The sequence below is a fragment of the Neobacillus sp. Soil_C_43 genome (genome assembly GCF_057656715.1).
Genome location: NZ_JBDGJV010000013.1, coordinates 47,495 through 62,112 on the forward strand (window position 1 = coordinate 47,495; position 14,618 = coordinate 62,112).

16 protein-coding genes and 1 riboswitch are annotated in these 14,618 nt (G+C 42.6%); of the genes, 4 read left to right on the forward strand and 12 right to left on the reverse strand.

Annotated elements, in window-relative coordinates:
* Positions 1-59: 59 nt before the first annotated feature.
* Entirely contained in the window at positions 60-221 is a 162-nt protein-coding gene (locus tag AC3A54_RS16875; RefSeq protein ID WP_487655341.1) for an LPXTG cell wall anchor domain-containing protein, read from the reverse strand.
* Between the two features lie 225 nt (positions 222-446).
* Here AC3A54_RS16875 and AC3A54_RS16880 point away from each other — a divergent pair, with 225 nt between their 5' ends.
* The 3 genes from AC3A54_RS16880 to AC3A54_RS16890 all read left to right on the forward strand — a co-directional run bounded on the left by AC3A54_RS16880 (position 447) and on the right by AC3A54_RS16890 (position 2,883).
* On the forward strand, positions 447-1,544 hold the full coding sequence (locus AC3A54_RS16880) for a GGDEF domain-containing protein (RefSeq protein ID WP_487655342.1): 1,098 nt from the start codon (positions 447-449) through the stop codon (positions 1,542-1,544).
* A gap of 87 nt (positions 1,545-1,631) precedes the next feature.
* Positions 1,632-2,420, forward strand: coding sequence for a hypothetical protein (locus AC3A54_RS16885; RefSeq protein ID WP_487655343.1), 789 nt, complete (start codon positions 1,632-1,634; stop codon positions 2,418-2,420).
* Positions 2,421-2,424: 4 nt separating this feature from the next.
* Positions 2,425-2,883: a hypothetical protein gene (locus AC3A54_RS16890; protein ID WP_487655344.1), complete on the forward strand. Its 459-nt coding sequence runs from the start codon at positions 2,425-2,427 to the stop codon at positions 2,881-2,883.
* Positions 2,884-2,936: 53 nt separating this feature from the next.
* On the opposite strand, the gene AC3A54_RS16895 is transcribed toward AC3A54_RS16890, so the two are convergent.
* From AC3A54_RS16895 to dcuS, 11 genes are all read right to left on the reverse strand, one after another.
* A complete protein-coding gene (locus tag AC3A54_RS16895; protein ID WP_487655345.1) occupies positions 2,937-3,347 on the reverse strand; it encodes a hypothetical protein in 411 nt (136 codons plus the stop codon).
* Between the two features lie 27 nt (positions 3,348-3,374).
* On the reverse strand, positions 3,375-4,004 hold the full coding sequence (locus AC3A54_RS16900) for a transposase (protein ID WP_487655346.1): 630 nt from the start codon (positions 4,002-4,004) through the stop codon (positions 3,375-3,377).
* Between the two features lie 142 nt (positions 4,005-4,146).
* Positions 4,147-5,847 carry a pyruvate oxidase gene (locus tag AC3A54_RS16905; RefSeq protein ID WP_487655347.1) on the reverse strand — a complete coding sequence of 567 codons (1,701 nt, stop codon included), beginning with the start codon at positions 5,845-5,847 and terminating at the stop codon, positions 4,147-4,149.
* 70 nt (positions 5,848-5,917) lie between these two features.
* Positions 5,918-6,928 carry a LysM peptidoglycan-binding domain-containing protein gene (locus AC3A54_RS16910; RefSeq protein WP_487655348.1) on the reverse strand — a complete coding sequence of 337 codons (1,011 nt, stop codon included), beginning with the start codon at positions 6,926-6,928 and terminating at the stop codon, positions 5,918-5,920.
* A 106-nt stretch (positions 6,929-7,034) separates the two neighbouring features.
* Positions 7,035-7,628 carry a CBO0543 family protein gene (locus tag AC3A54_RS16915; RefSeq protein ID WP_487655452.1) on the reverse strand — a complete coding sequence of 198 codons (594 nt, stop codon included), beginning with the start codon at positions 7,626-7,628 and terminating at the stop codon, positions 7,035-7,037.
* Positions 7,629-7,684: 56 nt separating this feature from the next.
* Positions 7,685-8,152, reverse strand: coding sequence for a hypothetical protein (locus AC3A54_RS16920; RefSeq protein ID WP_487655349.1), 468 nt, complete (start codon positions 8,150-8,152; stop codon positions 7,685-7,687).
* A gap of 31 nt (positions 8,153-8,183) precedes the next feature.
* On the reverse strand, positions 8,184-8,831 hold the full coding sequence (locus AC3A54_RS16925; RefSeq protein ID WP_487655350.1) for a hypothetical protein: 648 nt from the start codon (positions 8,829-8,831) through the stop codon (positions 8,184-8,186).
* Positions 8,832-8,877: 46 nt separating this feature from the next.
* Complete coding sequence (locus AC3A54_RS16930) at positions 8,878-9,306, reverse strand: GNAT family N-acetyltransferase (protein WP_487655351.1); 429 nt, start codon at positions 9,304-9,306, stop codon at positions 8,878-8,880.
* A 154-nt stretch (positions 9,307-9,460) separates the two neighbouring features.
* On the reverse strand, positions 9,461-10,336 hold the full coding sequence (locus AC3A54_RS16935; protein ID WP_487655352.1) for a 5'-methylthioadenosine/S-adenosylhomocysteine nucleosidase: 876 nt from the start codon (positions 10,334-10,336) through the stop codon (positions 9,461-9,463).
* 172 nt (positions 10,337-10,508) lie between these two features.
* Positions 10,509-10,612: riboswitch (purine riboswitch) on the reverse strand.
* A gap of 144 nt (positions 10,613-10,756) precedes the next feature.
* Positions 10,757-11,470 carry a response regulator gene (locus AC3A54_RS16940; RefSeq protein ID WP_487655353.1) on the reverse strand — a complete coding sequence of 238 codons (714 nt, stop codon included), beginning with the start codon at positions 11,468-11,470 and terminating at the stop codon, positions 10,757-10,759.
* On the reverse strand, positions 11,467-13,074 hold the full coding sequence (gene dcuS, locus AC3A54_RS16945) for a DcuS/MalK family sensor histidine kinase (protein WP_487655354.1): 1,608 nt from the start codon (positions 13,072-13,074) through the stop codon (positions 11,467-11,469). The genes AC3A54_RS16940 and dcuS overlap by 4 nt, the downstream gene beginning before the upstream one ends.
* 208 nt (positions 13,075-13,282) lie before the next feature.
* Between dcuS and AC3A54_RS16950 the strand changes: the two genes are divergently transcribed.
* A complete protein-coding gene (locus AC3A54_RS16950; protein WP_487655355.1) occupies positions 13,283-14,533 on the forward strand; it encodes a dicarboxylate/amino acid:cation symporter in 1,251 nt (416 codons plus the stop codon).
* Positions 14,534-14,618: the final 85 nt, after the last annotated feature.

Sequence of the window (14,618 nt, forward strand, 5' to 3'; positions counted from 1 at the left end):
AAATCAGGGACAGTCCCCCGTTGCGCTAAAGCGCTGGGGGACTGTCCCTTTTTTTGTTATTATACGTCTCTCCGACGCTGTCTTAAAAGAGCGCCTGCTCCAATAATGATGAAGAGGATTCCTGCGAGTAACCAGTTATACATGTTTGTTGCTGTTGCTGGGAGTTCTGAATCGTTGGAAGATGGTTCTTCTTTTGCGACCAAATCACTTGGTGCAAACACCGCATACGCCCTCTTGCTTCTTTAAAATACTAGAGTCCCCAGACCGAATAATCGTACAAGCTGTCCTAGACGGGCGGCTTTTTTTGACGCGAATTCCCTAGACGTGATTCGACAACAACAATCTATTATACTAAATAGAAAAAATGGACAAGTGAGGCTTCATTTCCTCACCATTCAAAAGTACACTTGTGGCTATTCACTCACACTGACAAAGGGGAAAACGGAATGATAACAATTAAGGAATATCTCGTTAATGCGGCTATCATTATTTCCATCATTTACTTATCGAGCTTTATCCATAAACATCTGCTGGTGGACATAAAAAAAGGACTCAAAGCCCTCTGTTACACAGTTGTCGCCATCTTCACAGGTTGGTGTTCGATGTTTTTTGGGATCCACTTAAACGATTCAGTCATTTTTGACCTACGATTCGTGCCCATTATTATTGCTGCCCTGCACTACCGAAATCCCCTTACCATACTGGTCATCGGTGTGGGAATTGGACTATTACGATTAACCTTTGGAATCACCCCTGCTGCAGTAGTGGGTTTTATGAACATGGTCGTTCTCTCTCTGTCTGCTGTACTCCTTACTTGGATTTCGAAAAACTGGGGCAATTATAAAAAGGTACTATTCACAGTTTTTATTCTAAACCTTCTCAACATTGTGGTTTCGATGATTTTTGGGGTACTTTCCGTTAAAAACTACCTCCTTCTCATTCTACCAACGGCACTGCCCATGAACATCCTTTTCAGCTTGTTGCTGCTTTGGATTGTAAAGGACTTAAAGAATGAGTATATACACAAAACTGAATTATGGAATCGTGCCAATAAAGACCCACTGACAAAGGCCTATAACAGAAGGGCCTTCAAGCATTTTTATCAGGAATATGTTTTCGAGAAAAAAGAGACGTATCCATTGTCTTTGGCATTTATTGATATCGACCATTTCAAAAAAGTAAACGATACGTACGGCCACCTTGTAGGGGATGTCATTCTAGAAAAGGTCAGTCGTCTTGTCTCTGATCACTTAAGAGATGTGGACATTTTTGCCAGATACGGCGGTGAAGAGTTTGTCGTGATTCTGCCCTCCTGCATGAAGGAACAAGCCACAAGTGTGATGGAAAATATCCGCCAAACAATTGAAAACTACCCGTTCCTGGTCAACGATCTGACCATATACATCACGCTTTCCATCGGCATCGCGAGCACAGAGACCACCGCTCCGAAACACCTGCTAAAAACCGCAGACGAAGCTGTATACCTAGCAAAGGAAAACGGCCGTAACATGATTCATTATGGGGACAGTCCCCCACTGCGCTAAAGCGCCGGGGGACTGTCCCCTTTTTTCGAATAAGAATGTTACCTCAGGCACATGCTAATGGTAAATAATTCATAAAAGGTGCCCACAATGGATAATTACACAAATCAGAATACGGCCAGGCGGTATAAAGCCCATGTGAGTATTTACGGAACAACCCAGCTGCATTTAAGGAATCCCTACATCATTGCTTGGTGGTCAGCCGCCTTTCCAGGGTTTGGACACATGCTTTTATCGAAGTACCTAAGAGGATATGTTCTATTTATTTGGGAAGTCCTCGTTAACATCAAAGCTCATGTGAATGATTCGATGATTCTCTCTTTCCAAGGGAAAACTGAATTGGCCACAGAGGTGTTAGACACGAGATGGCTCCTGATGTACATTCCTGTTTATTTATTTGGAATTTGGGACAGCTACCGAACGACCGTAGATATAAATAAGGTGTATCTTCTAGCGGAAAATGAGGGGCATCGTTACAATTCATTTGCTTTAGGTGCATTAGAAATCAACTACCTAGACAAAAGAAAACCGCTCCTAGCCGTTATGTGGTCACTCTTTACCCCCGGTTTAGGACAGCTTTATATTCATAGGATCTTGACGGCATTCTTTATCATCTTCTGGTTGGTCGTGTTCTTTTATTTCTCCCATATTCAAGAGGCCATTTCTCTTTTGTTTTTAGGGAAAATAAAGGAAGCTACCGCTGTTATTAAACCAGAGTGGTTTCTTTTTATCCCCTCGCACTATGGGTTTGCGATCTATGATTCGTATATGAATTCGGTTGAAAATAATAAGCTCTTTGAAAAAGATCTTAGAAGTTATTTAAAGGAAAATTACCAAAATGAAAACTTTCGTATACTAAAGGGCCAAAAGGTGAAGTGATAACTTGCAAGTATTTTCAACATTTGAGACGACCGGTTATTTAGAATTGGCTATTTCCACATTGGAGAAAAAAGGGATTAAAAGAGAAAGCATATATGTCGTCCCATTAGATAATCGCACAGCGGACCGAAGATTATTTGATTCCATCCATCGCTCAGATGGAACCACTCTGATTGATATTGGGATGGCACTAGCTACAGCCTTTTCAGTTATTGGTGCAAGTATTGGTTTTAAACTATCTTGGGGGCCTATTTATTGGGGGCTAATCGGAGCAGTTGTCGGCTTTGTTGTTGGTCTTGCTATCCGGCTTTTTATTGAAATGGTCCTGAAAAAGCGGAAAAGAGTCTTAAAAGGGAAGCATTCCGATATCATTGTCATTATTGACTGTGAAGAACCACAAGCCGAGACCATCGAATCCATCCTTTGGGACAACTTCGCCATCGGAGTAGCAAAAGTAAAATAAATATCGGGGACAGTCCCCCACCGCGCTAAAACGCCGGGGGACTGTCCCCAAAATTATTCCTCTTCCTCGACTTCCTCTGTCTCCTCCTGCAACCGTTGAATCTCCTCGGTTAGCTGCTCAAATGCATGGATTCGAAACTTGGCGCTAGCGATCAGATCATCAATAATCTGTACAAAGCTGTCATATTCAACGCCGTTTTCACTGCATTCTTTGATCAACTTTAAAAAATCATCTTCATATAAATGATATCTCTCTTTAAACGTCTCATCCTTCATAGTTAAAAAGTATTCTTCATCCACTACAAATTCATTGAATACCTTCTTTGTTAACCGTTTCTTCGTCACTTCTATTTCTTCTTGGTCCTTTTTATCTTTGTAATGCTGAGCATCCTCATACTCAGAGCAAAGCGTGGCATAGATCTTCTCAAGCAGCTCAGTCGGTTCTAAATACTTCAAGTCCGCCATAAAAAGCCTCCAAAAAACCTCTTTTCTCTATTTATTGCCAAACGGCAGACTTTCAACCCCCAAAGTGGGGACAGTCCCCCGTCGCGTTAAAGCACTGGGGGACTGTCCCTCCAGCTTGTTCCACACAAAGTCACAATAGCGTTCACGACAAGGTTCTGGGAAGTAGGATAAAATTCTCCCTGTTGTCACAAGTGGATGTTGGGATTTTTCTAGAAAAACGGAATAACTGCTCCATGGATATTCTTCAGGGATTTGGACCATCTCGGCTTCCACTGGATTCCAATGAATGTAGCGGCTGGCTTCGAGAAAATAATTAAGCGAATCAATGATCTTAGCATCATAGCGCCCCTGAAAGAGATGGCCTACCAGTTCGTGACGCCTATTAAAATACATAGCATAACAGGTATTAAGCATTTTCATGATATCTTTTGGGTGATGGTCGATGGTTTCTAATAGAAGATGAATGTGGTTGGGCATGAGGCAATAGGCATGGAGGTTGAAGGGAAATTTACACCGGACTTTTTCAAGCAATTCCATATAGGTGAGACGATCGTCATCATCCATAAAGATCAGCTCTTTCCGATTACCGCGATTCGTAATATGATACGTGGCACCAGGGATCCAAACACGTGGCTTTCTAGACAAAACAATAAACACCTCTTCTTTCTAAATAGTTTGGTGTAACAATTACACAATTCGACACATCCCTCCTCATTCCTTCACTATATGATAAAAAATTTCATAAAAAATAGGGACAGTCCCCCGATGCGCTAAAGCGCTGGGGGACTGTCCCCAAACATCACAATGGTGGCAAATCAATTTTCCCTTGTTCAAACAACACTTTCAACATGTGTTTCGTGTAGCCTGCAGCTTGAGCGAAGGTAATATTGGCTGGCATTGGCGCTTCATCCGCATCAACGACCACATCAATGATACAAGGCTTCCGCTGTTTCACTGCTTCTTGGAAGGCTGGAAGCAACTCCTCCGGACGCTCTACACGGTAACCAACCCCACCGCACGCCTCAGCATACTTAGCAAAGTTCGGATTCTGCAAATCCGTTCCATATTCAATATTCCCCATAACCTCTTGTTCAAACTTTATCATCGCAATCTTATGGTTGTTTAACACCACAACGACAATTGGAAGCTGATACTTTACAGCCGTGACGAAATCATTCATCGTCATTCCAAATCCACCATCACCGCAAATGGCGAACACCTGCTTATCAGGATAGGCAATCTGTCCGGCAAGAGCCCCCGGAAGTCCGCAGCCAAGTGTCGCGAGCCAGCTTGAGATAATCATTTTTTGATGGGTCATATGAAAATGACGAGCCATCCATACCGTTACATTCCCCACATCCACCGACAACACCGCATCCTCTTCTGCAACCTCTTGTAAGGCACGGATCACACGCTGCGGCTTGATCGGAACAGAGTCTACCTCTTCCTGTTTTTCCAATCGGCTCCACCAATTTTGCATCGTCTCCTGGCACGCTTCTAAAAATTCACGGCTCTCATTCACACGGACATTCTCCATCAGCCAATCGATCGTTAAGCCCGCTTCACCAGCCAATCCCACATCAACCGGATACCGTTTCCCTATTTGATATGGGTCGATATCAATTTGAATCGTCTTCGCATGCTCAGGCAAGAATCCCGTAAACGGAAACGATGTCCCGATCATTAAAAGCAAATCCGTATCCTGCATCGCTTCATAGGCAGCCTTTGTTCCAATCAACCCCAGCCCGCCTAAACAGTAGGGATGTTTATCCGGAATGGCCCCCTTACCCGGTAAGGTCAACACAATCGGGGCCGCCATCTTTTCTGCAAACCCAAGCAACGTCTCCCGTATTCCATGTGTCCCTCTTCCCGCAAGAATCACTGGCCTCTCAGCAGCATTAAGTAATTCCTTCGCTTGCTGTAAATCTTCCTTCAACGGAAGGATTTCCTGCTGCGCTGTAAAACTTGAGGTCACCCGCGCTTCCTTCCCTACCTCAAACCGTGGAATATCATCCGGAATAGTCAGGACTGCTACCCCTTTGCGGGCATAGGCTGTGCGAATGGCCTGATTCACGACCGCTGGAAGCTGTTCAGCTGACATGATCCGCTGATTATAGACTGCCACATCATCAAACAACCGTTCAAGGTTCACCTCTTGAAAGGAATCTGTCCCTAGTAAATCCGATTCTACTTGTCCAGTCAGTGCCAGCACTGGTACCTTATCAAGCTTTGCATCATATAATCCGTTTAAAAGATGAATCGCACCAGGGCCGGCAATCGCGGTACAAACACCAATCTTCCCAGTCAACTTGGCATAAGCCGCAGCAGCAAGCGCCCCCGCTTCTTCATGCCGAACCTGAATAAACTTAATCTTGTCCTGCGCTTTCCGGAGTGGTTCAACAATCGAGTTGATCGAATCACCCGGCATCCCATAAATATGATCCACACCCCACTCAATCAATAACTCAACCAACTTCTCCCCAGCAGTAGGCTTAAACATGTTTGAAACCCCCTTTAATTTGGGGACAGTCCCCCACTACGTTAAAGCAGTGGGGGACTGTCCTCTCACCTTATTGACGAAGCTCTTGCATTTTCCGTAAGACGAGAGGATAGAAGTTCGTTCTGGCACTCTCAGTGGAGTTCCCTCCGAAGAAGCCTGTTCCAGGGCATGTTTTCACTGAGTGTCCGGAACTGTTATCTAACACTCGTTCCCCCGTGTTCATATCCCACCAGTGATGATAGGTAATCGTGTCAACTGAAGGGGCTAACCCGAACTTCATACTCAGCACGGCTGCGACAGTCACAATTGTTTCCCTCTGTGCTTCCGTCATCCCATCGCCCCCTTGATCAAAGTTCCCCACATTTTCAATGGTCAGTGAGTCACTTTCAATCTCATCTCGGACGGCTGGATTTTGGAACGCAAAAGAACCTTCGGGAGCCATGTTAATCGGACGGCAAACTGCTACTTTTCCATCTGGGAAAGTCGTTAAGTTTTGACTAATTGTCTTCCATTTCATCTCCTGGACATGGTACTCCTCCATGCCCTTCAACAAGCCAAAATGATTGGAGCCATTAAAGCTCTTGTAAGAAGGCTGATAGGTATGATGTTCCTGGATCTTTCCTATTTTTCTGGTAAATCGATTGTGAAACAACCAATCCTTAAACTCATCTCTTGTCATCAAAATATATTGTCCCTGCATGGCAAATCTCTTTTGTGGAATCTTCAATTTTTGGCCCACCATAATTAAATCGGACGAAAGACCATTGGTTGTAACAATTAGCGGGACAGTCGAATTATAAGCAGCAGCAATTTTCCATAATGTATCCCCCGCTACGACTTCATACATTGGTGGAACCCACAACCTCTGACCAACTAACAATAAATCTGATACCAAGCCATTGCTCGCTTTTAGTTCTTCCACCGTCGTACCATACTTGACGGATACTCCCCATAACGTGTCTCCTGCTTTCACATCATAAATATTGCGAAAATCACCGCCAGCAGCAGAAACAGCGGCAGGAGCTACATTCATAGCTAGTAAAAGAATGGAACAAAATAAAGACACCCAGAATTTTCTCATTTCATGATCCTTTCATTTATCATTTATTACTATTTAATAGTCTGAAAAACAGCATGAAAAATTATGCGAACGATATAAAAAAGAATGGGGACAGTCCCCCACCGCGCTAAAGCGCCGGGGGACTGTCCCCAAAGTTTTTTTGAAGCCATAAGAATACATTTGTAATCAACTTTGCCATAAGTAATGGGATTACATAGATGACCAAACGGTAGGCATAATTAGTATGACTATAAAATCTTATCAATCCCATTTTCACGAATATGGGGTCAACAATAAAGGCCAATAATACAGCAACGATTAGTGCCGTTTTATAATAATTTTTTTTATGATGTAATGTCCATTGATAGACTAACATGAAAGTTACCGGCACAAAACTTGAATCAAACGCGAAACTTGGCATGGTAGGTATTAATTGAAAAGGGTAGCTCCAAAGCCCCCTATTCACGCCAAGTAAATTAATATAAAAAGATAACATATGAACACTGTATCCATAAAAACCAATCAAAAATATTTTACTTTTATCGATTTTTAGGAGGATAACAATTAGTGGTACGAAAAACAACGCAACTATGCACCAAAACTCAAAAGTAGTAAAAATGGAATAACGTGACCAATAATCTAGAAGAATGTCTGCAGACTCTTTCCTCAATTTCACAGCTTTATCTAACTGATCCAAGCGGGAATCGAACAATACGATCATTCCTAACACGGTAATTCCCCTTAACTTTCCCTATTAGGAAGAACATATGCTACTGATTAGTTACTCAAATACACAATCCCATCACTTCTCTCTACCTTAAAGGTCAAATCATCCTCCGCCCGAAGCAAGCTAGCCGCATCTTTATACTGATCCGATTGAATGGATAGGCTATACCCCTTATTCTCCGGATACCCATAAATATAGCAAACTACTTTTCCATCCTTCATAAACACTATTTGATCCATTCCTTCATTGACCGTCTCACTGATTCGATCCCATTTATACCCTACCGTTTTGTAGATATCTTCTTTGGGAGTATACGGTGGAAAGCTATAAGCCACATCCCATTTAAATGGAGTGATCTCTCGCAAATTGACGGTATCAACGGAAGCTGCAAGCGACAGGACTTCCTCTTTCAACAAATCTTCATTTTGATCCCAAACATCCTTATGAAAGATAACCCTCGCAGCACCCCCTATCAGAACCAAAGCCACTACCACTATCAGAATCTTAAATTTCTTCATGACCTGCTCCTCCATGTCCTATTTCATCTCATTACAGTTGCCTACGTTCCCCATCAGACCGAATAATGATATTAACTCCGTAAATTTCCCCGCCATCCATACGGGTGCCTTGCGTGGAAATATCAATAGTAGTCTCAATTTTCACGACCTTCCGTTCCTTTCCTTTTAACCTGACCATATAGGGAGCATGGCTATTCATCAGCTCTTTATTCGGAAAGGAATCAAAAGCGTTAAATTCAACAGTGAACTCGACGGCCTCGTCATTGTAGTTTTCAAGTGGAAGCTCACAAACCATGTGCAAGGTTGTCTCATTCCTTTTTTCAAAATGACATTTGCTTTTGTCTACATCATACGAAACCGCGTAAATACCTGTAGCGAAAGTTTTTTGAATCGATGTGGCCACCAATGGTGGGGTAAGCACGAAAGCTAAAATCACAAGGATGACAAATCGAACATGGAATTTTTTTAATGATTTAACCAACAAATACAGACTGAAAATTAATAATAATAAAGTGAAGATACCTATATAATTGATTCCACTTTTGGTTCGAAGTGGAATGTTAAAAATCGTTACAAAAAGATGATCATCTGGGACTACATCTGGAAAAGGAAAATTAAGCGCCATTGACAGAATAAAAGGGATGAACGCAAAATAGAGAAATTTCTTATTTTTAATCATAAGGACCACACCCGTTTATCAAAATAATTCTAAACACTTCTCATTACTAAATCTTCATCTGAAAATGATGACAAGTAATATCTAACCCACCTTTAAGATAAAAACGGTGCGCATCATACCTATGTACGCCTGAATCGAGATGGAACTGTTCACACCCATTGCCCTTGGCCTGATCAATGAGCCATTCCCATAAAGTTTTCGCATACCCCTTACGCCGGCTTCCCTCATCAGTAATCAAATCATCCACATAAAAATACTTTCCCCACGCGAGCGATTCCGTCACCCGATACCCCGCTGCCGCTTTCACTTCATCATCTTCTATGACAGCAACTAAGTGATATCCATATGTTGCTTGCATTCGTTTGATTTTTTCTAAAAAGTCATCCTCAATTAAGTGAGGCCGCAGCTGTTTAATCGTCCTGAACGTCGACATTATTTCTTCATCTGTTTGCATAAGCTTTACAATTGAACCCATTCTCAACACCCTATCTCTATAATAATTTCTACCAAATTCCACCATCTAACAAATTCAACAATGGGTATGGTATTTCCTTTATTTGATAAAAGAGGGACAGTCCGCCATTGCGTTAAAGCGCCGGGGGACTGTCCCCAAAATAGAACTATGTTATTTACTTTTTAATAGTAGATATATAGTGTTTCACGACTTCATAGACATATTCCTGGTTGGCTGCTGCCGTATTCGGGTTGTAGGCTCCGCCATTTGTTTTATTATTGGAAAGAATTCGAATCCCCAAAAAGGCTACATTATAAGCATCAGCGATCTGTGCGGCTGCTGCACCTTCCATTTCTTCTACAGATGTACCATAGTTCGTATGGAACCATTTAATTCGATCCACTTCATTGTTCCAAACATCCGCTGATCCAATCGTTCCCTCTACCACTTTCCCCTTTGTGTATGTATCCTTCACCGCATTCGCAGCTGCGAGTAAATCCTTATCGCCCTCGTAGTAACGGATTTTTTCAGCATTGGGATCCGAACCACTTCCTTCAGAAGCCATCAGGTCCATCGGAATCCATTGGGAAGGATCCATTCCCTCGTTTTCAGCCTTACTTTCTGTTTTTAAAGAACCGATGTTTGTCGTTCTTTTTCCTAAAACAATATCAAATACATTTAACTTCGGATCATGTCCACCAGATGTACCTTGGTTGATGATGGCGATCGGATTATATTTTTCAATTGCAATGGCCGTTGCTGCTGCTGTATTTTCCATTCCCTTGCCTGTTTTCGCCACAATGACAGGATAATTATCTAGCTTTCCTTTATAAAAAACAAACGTTCCTGATTTTTCTACTTTCACTTTATCTAATCTCTGAGCAAATTTTTCAGCCTCTATTGGCATCGGGCCCTCAATGAGAATGGGCCTTTGGGCAGCCTCTACTTTTGTTTCCTTTATAATAGTGGAGCGGTACCCCACAAACATCAATAATAATAGGGCACCAATAGTGACCAAGGAAGTAAATTTCTTACCCTTTTTGTTTTTCATCCATCATTTCCCCTTTTCTCATGTTGTTTGATCTACTCGATTGTTTTCAAAACAAAAAGGCCTAGAATGGCAGAATGTTTTCTACCTTCTAGACCTACAAAGTCAAAGTATACATAATGAGGCATATCTAAAAAATGCCCATTACAATATGGCATCGGCTAAAAACCAAATAATACCAAATACTTCAACTCGTAGTCTGGTTCTTTCAATGGGAACCAGGTAGAAACGCTCAGACCATATTACCGAGTATATACGAGTATAATTTTTTTAAACGATTACTATGATAATATAGCAAAATAATCAAAGACCATCAACCGAAACATGAACATTTAATCCAAAATACCCATATAATGTACGCGTTTAGAGAGAAGAGGGACAGTCCCCCGCTGCGTTAAAGCGCCGGGGGACTGTCCCCGTATTTCAAATGAATCTATTCACTTGCCCCACATTTTCTTCTTTTAGTCTATACAAGTTAACCGGACGTCCAATCCCGTAGGTTTGTGATTCTTTGAGGACGCCGATATGGGCTAGGAATTTTAGATACTTCCGGACGGACACCCTTGATATGAGCGTGATTTCGGAAATCTCATCGGTTGAGAACTGGCCCTCTCCTTTTGATTTAATCACATGCATAATCGCCTGCAGGGTGCTGCTCGTTAATCCTTTCGGCAGCTCATCAAGTGACTCACCCACTTGCTTAAGATCCACACTCAAAATCCGTTCATCGAGCTCCTCCTGCCCGATGACTTGATGATTAGCAAAAAAGTGATACTTCTCCTTATACTGAAGCAACGCTTGCTGAAAGCGATCAAATTCAAAGGGCTTGATTAAATAATCGACCGCACCAAACCTTAATGCGGATTGAATTTTTTCCTTGTCTGCAGCAGCCGTGATGAGAATAACATCGGCCGCCATATTTTTCTCTCTTATACATCCAAGCAATTCCAATCCGTTCGCACCCGGCATATAGACATCCAGCAATATCAGGTCAACTTGCTCATTTTCCAGAAACTCCATCGCCGTCTTTACCGTTTGAACCATCCCTGCCAAGCGGAAGCCCTTCACCTCCTGAAGATAGCGCTTATTTAGGGCTGCCACCATGGGGTCATCCTCCACAATAAGAACCTGAATCATCCTCTCACCTCTCTCGCTTCATAAGGAATACGTATTTGAATATTCGTTCCTAACCGCGGCTTTGAATCAATCATCAATTCTCCACCCAAATCCTCCACGCTTTTTGCAACTAAATATAAACCGTACCCACGGTTTACACCCTTGGTCGAGAACCCTTTTTCAAAAATCCTCTTTTGCATGTCATCGGGGATCCCCGGCCCCGAATCAAAGACCTCGATCGTTAACCAGTGATCCTCATAGGTAAAATTGACCTCTAGGGTTCTTTCTACTGAATCCGCCATGGCCTCAACGGCATTATCAATCAAATTGCCGAGAATGGTGATCAGTTCATGGGTTGTCCTACTCACCGCAGGCTCAGGAATAACCGTGTCGCTTTCAATGGAAAGGTCAACATTCTCCTCCCGTGCATAACTCATTTTCCCCATAATAAATCCAGCCAAAGCAGGATCCTTGATATGCTGAGTGATGCTTCCAAACTCCTGGTTCCGATAATTAACCAACGTCCGAATGAACCCCGATAGCTCATCGTATGCTTTCATTTGGACCATTCCAAGAATGACATGAAGCCGGTTCATAAACTCATGGGACTGCGCGCGAAGGGCTTCCGCATACGTTCGTACCCCAGTAAGTTGTTCCGCTAACTGGTTCACCTCGGTTTTGTCCCGAAAGGTGGAAATGGCGCCAACCACCTGACCATCCACGACCAATGGCACCCTGTTGACAAGGATTGACACACCGTTAATCGTTTGTTCCTCATCAAGTTCCTGCTGCCCTGTTTCCAAAACATGATCCAAACGGGTAGACGGCATATACTGATAAATTTTCATACCGACAGGGTTCTGTGAGAGCCCGGCCTTTTTAAAAATTTGTAATGCGGACTTGTTGACCAAAGTAATCGTGGACGATTGATCAACGGCGATAATCCCTTCGTGAACCGATTGGAGCATGGTACTCCTTTCCTCTAGAATCTTGGCAATGGCAAAAGGCTCTAGCCCCAGCAGAATTTTCTTTATATATCTTGCAAGCAAAACGGCACCGATCACTCCAATGATAATCCCTAAAGCGGTTACAATCAGGATGTTTTGATGGCTGCGACCCAGCGCAGTTTTCACGCTCTTAAGCGAGATCCCCACTGCAACAGCACCCATTTGTTCATGTTTTTTATTATAAATAGGGGTAAACGCACGAACCGATCTACCCAAGGTTCCCTTCGAAGTCGACACATACTCTTTCCCTTTGAGTGCTTCTTTTTCATCGCCACCCACAAACCGTTTTCCTATCAGCTCCACGTTCGGATGCGTCTTGCGGATTCCGTTCATATCCATAACAACAATAAATAGCACACCGGTTGCCGTTTGAATTTCTGAAGCATATTGCTGAAGGTCATTCAAGTTTTGCCCGTCTTGCAGCCCATTGATGACAATGTGGGATTTCGCCACCGTCCTCGCAACAATCTGCGCCTTCTCCTCCTGGCCTTTTCTGATATTCTCACTGACCGTATGGCTAATTAATAAATCTGTAATCATAAGGGACAAAAGTACAACTAAGCAAACGAAGAAAATGATAATCGTACTTAATTTAAACCTGAATCTATGATTTTGCATAAGAAAGCCCCCATTAAGTGCTGAAACTATTATTAATCACTATAAACTGTAACCGTTTTAAAAGGAAGTTACTATTATCCACTTACTTTAATTACAAAAAGATTTATAAAGTTTAAATAACTATTCTTATTTTTCGCAAAATTGTAACATGTTATTAATCTAAGAAAATGAAATCGTTTTCAAGTCTACTAAACAGGAGGCAAGGTGTATGAAAATTAAGTTTAAAAGTCTTACCACGCAAGTCATCCTTGGTATTATTCTCGGTATTGCAGTCGGTTTTGTATTACCTGATTTTGGTTCACAGCTAAAGGTTCTTGCAGACATATTTATTAAACTCGTAAAAATGGTCATCGCTCCAATCATCTTCCTAACCATTGTAATTGGAATTGCGGGAATGGGAGATTTAAAGAAGGTTGGAAAAATTGGCGGTAAAGCGCTGCTCTACTTTGAGATTGTCTCCACGATCGCTTTAGCCATCGGAGTCCTGGTTGCCAACATCTTGAAGGCTGGTAAAGGCATTGATGCTCACGGAGGAAAAGGGGATGTGTCTCAGTATACAAAGGCTGCAGCCGAAACAAGCCATGGCTTCATGGACTTTATCCTTTCCATCATACCTGATAGCTTCATGGGCGCGTTCACGGGCGGACAGCTCCTGCCGGTTCTTTTACTAGCTGTATTGTTTGGGATGTCTCTTGCCCACTTAGGCAAGAAAGGCAAACCAATCATCGAATTTTTTGAAAAAGTAACAGAAGTCTTCTTCGGAATTGTTAATCTCATTATGAAGGTCTCTCCACTTGCCGCATTCGGTGCCATGGCATACACAATCGGCGAATTTGGAATCGATTCACTGTTCTATCTTGGAAAACTGATGGGTTCTGTTTATATTACGATGGCTCTGTTCATTTTCCTTGTACTGGGCGGTATCGCAAAATTATTTGGCTTCAGCATCTTCAAATTCATTGCTTATATTAAAGAAGAAATCCTTCTTGTAATCGGAACATCATCTTCGGAAGCAGCCCTTCCGAAGATGATGGAAAAGCTTGAAAAATACGGCTGCTCTAAGCCTGTGGTCGGACTTGTGCTTCCAACTGGATACTCCTTCAACCTTGACGGAACGTCGATCTATCTCTCCATGGCCTCATTATTTATCGCTCAGGCCTATGGTGTCGACCTTAGCATCTGGCAGCAGATTACCCTTCTTGGTGTATTGATGCTCACTTCAAAAGGTGCCGCTGGTGTAACAGGTTCAGGCTTTGTCACACTTGCAGCCACACTTGCAGTGTTCCCATCCATCCCGGTAGAAGGAATGGCGCTCATCCTTGGTGTAGACCGCTTCATGTCAGAAGCGCGTGCCATTACAAACCTGATTGGGAATGGGGTTGCAACAGTAATCATTTCTAAGACAGAAGGGGAGTTTAACCCTTCACAGGAGCCAGTTGTAGGAAAAATCTCTGCTTAGCAGCAGTAAATGTCCACACCCAAATGAGCAGGCAGCCACTAGTGGCGCCTGCTTTTCATAAGTTTACTAGATGAAGAGAAAGTAG

Coding starts and splice junctions, on each gene's coding strand:
- AC3A54_RS16940 (WP_487655353.1), bottom strand. CDS start 11,470: ATGATTCAGGTTCTTATTGTGGAGGATGACCCCATGGTGGCAGCCCTA.
- AC3A54_RS16950 (WP_487655355.1), top strand. CDS start 13,283: ATGAAAATTAAGTTTAAAAGTCTTACCACGCAAGTCATCCTTGGTATT.
- AC3A54_RS16910 (WP_487655348.1), bottom strand. CDS start 6,928: ATGAGAAAATTCTGGGTGTCTTTATTTTGTTCCATTCTTTTACTAGCT.
- AC3A54_RS16935 (WP_487655352.1), bottom strand. CDS start 10,336: ATGAAAAACAAAAAGGGTAAGAAATTTACTTCCTTGGTCACTATTGGT.
- AC3A54_RS16885 (WP_487655343.1), top strand. CDS start 1,632: ATGGATAATTACACAAATCAGAATACGGCCAGGCGGTATAAAGCCCAT.
- AC3A54_RS16905 (WP_487655347.1), bottom strand. CDS start 5,847: ATGTTTAAGCCTACTGCTGGGGAGAAGTTGGTTGAGTTATTGATTGAG.
- AC3A54_RS16930 (WP_487655351.1), bottom strand. CDS start 9,306: ATGGGTTCAATTGTAAAGCTTATGCAAACAGATGAAGAAATAATGTCG.
- AC3A54_RS16880 (WP_487655342.1), top strand. CDS start 447: ATGATAACAATTAAGGAATATCTCGTTAATGCGGCTATCATTATTTCC.
- AC3A54_RS16895 (WP_487655345.1), bottom strand. CDS start 3,347: ATGGCGGACTTGAAGTATTTAGAACCGACTGAGCTGCTTGAGAAGATC.
- dcuS (WP_487655354.1), bottom strand. CDS start 13,074: ATGCAAAATCATAGATTCAGGTTTAAATTAAGTACGATTATCATTTTC.
- AC3A54_RS16920 (WP_487655349.1), bottom strand. CDS start 8,152: ATGAAGAAATTTAAGATTCTGATAGTGGTAGTGGCTTTGGTTCTGATA.
- AC3A54_RS16915 (WP_487655452.1), bottom strand. CDS start 7,628: ATGATCGTATTGTTCGATTCCCGCTTGGATCAGTTAGATAAAGCTGTG.
- AC3A54_RS16925 (WP_487655350.1), bottom strand. CDS start 8,831: ATGATTAAAAATAAGAAATTTCTCTATTTTGCGTTCATCCCTTTTATT.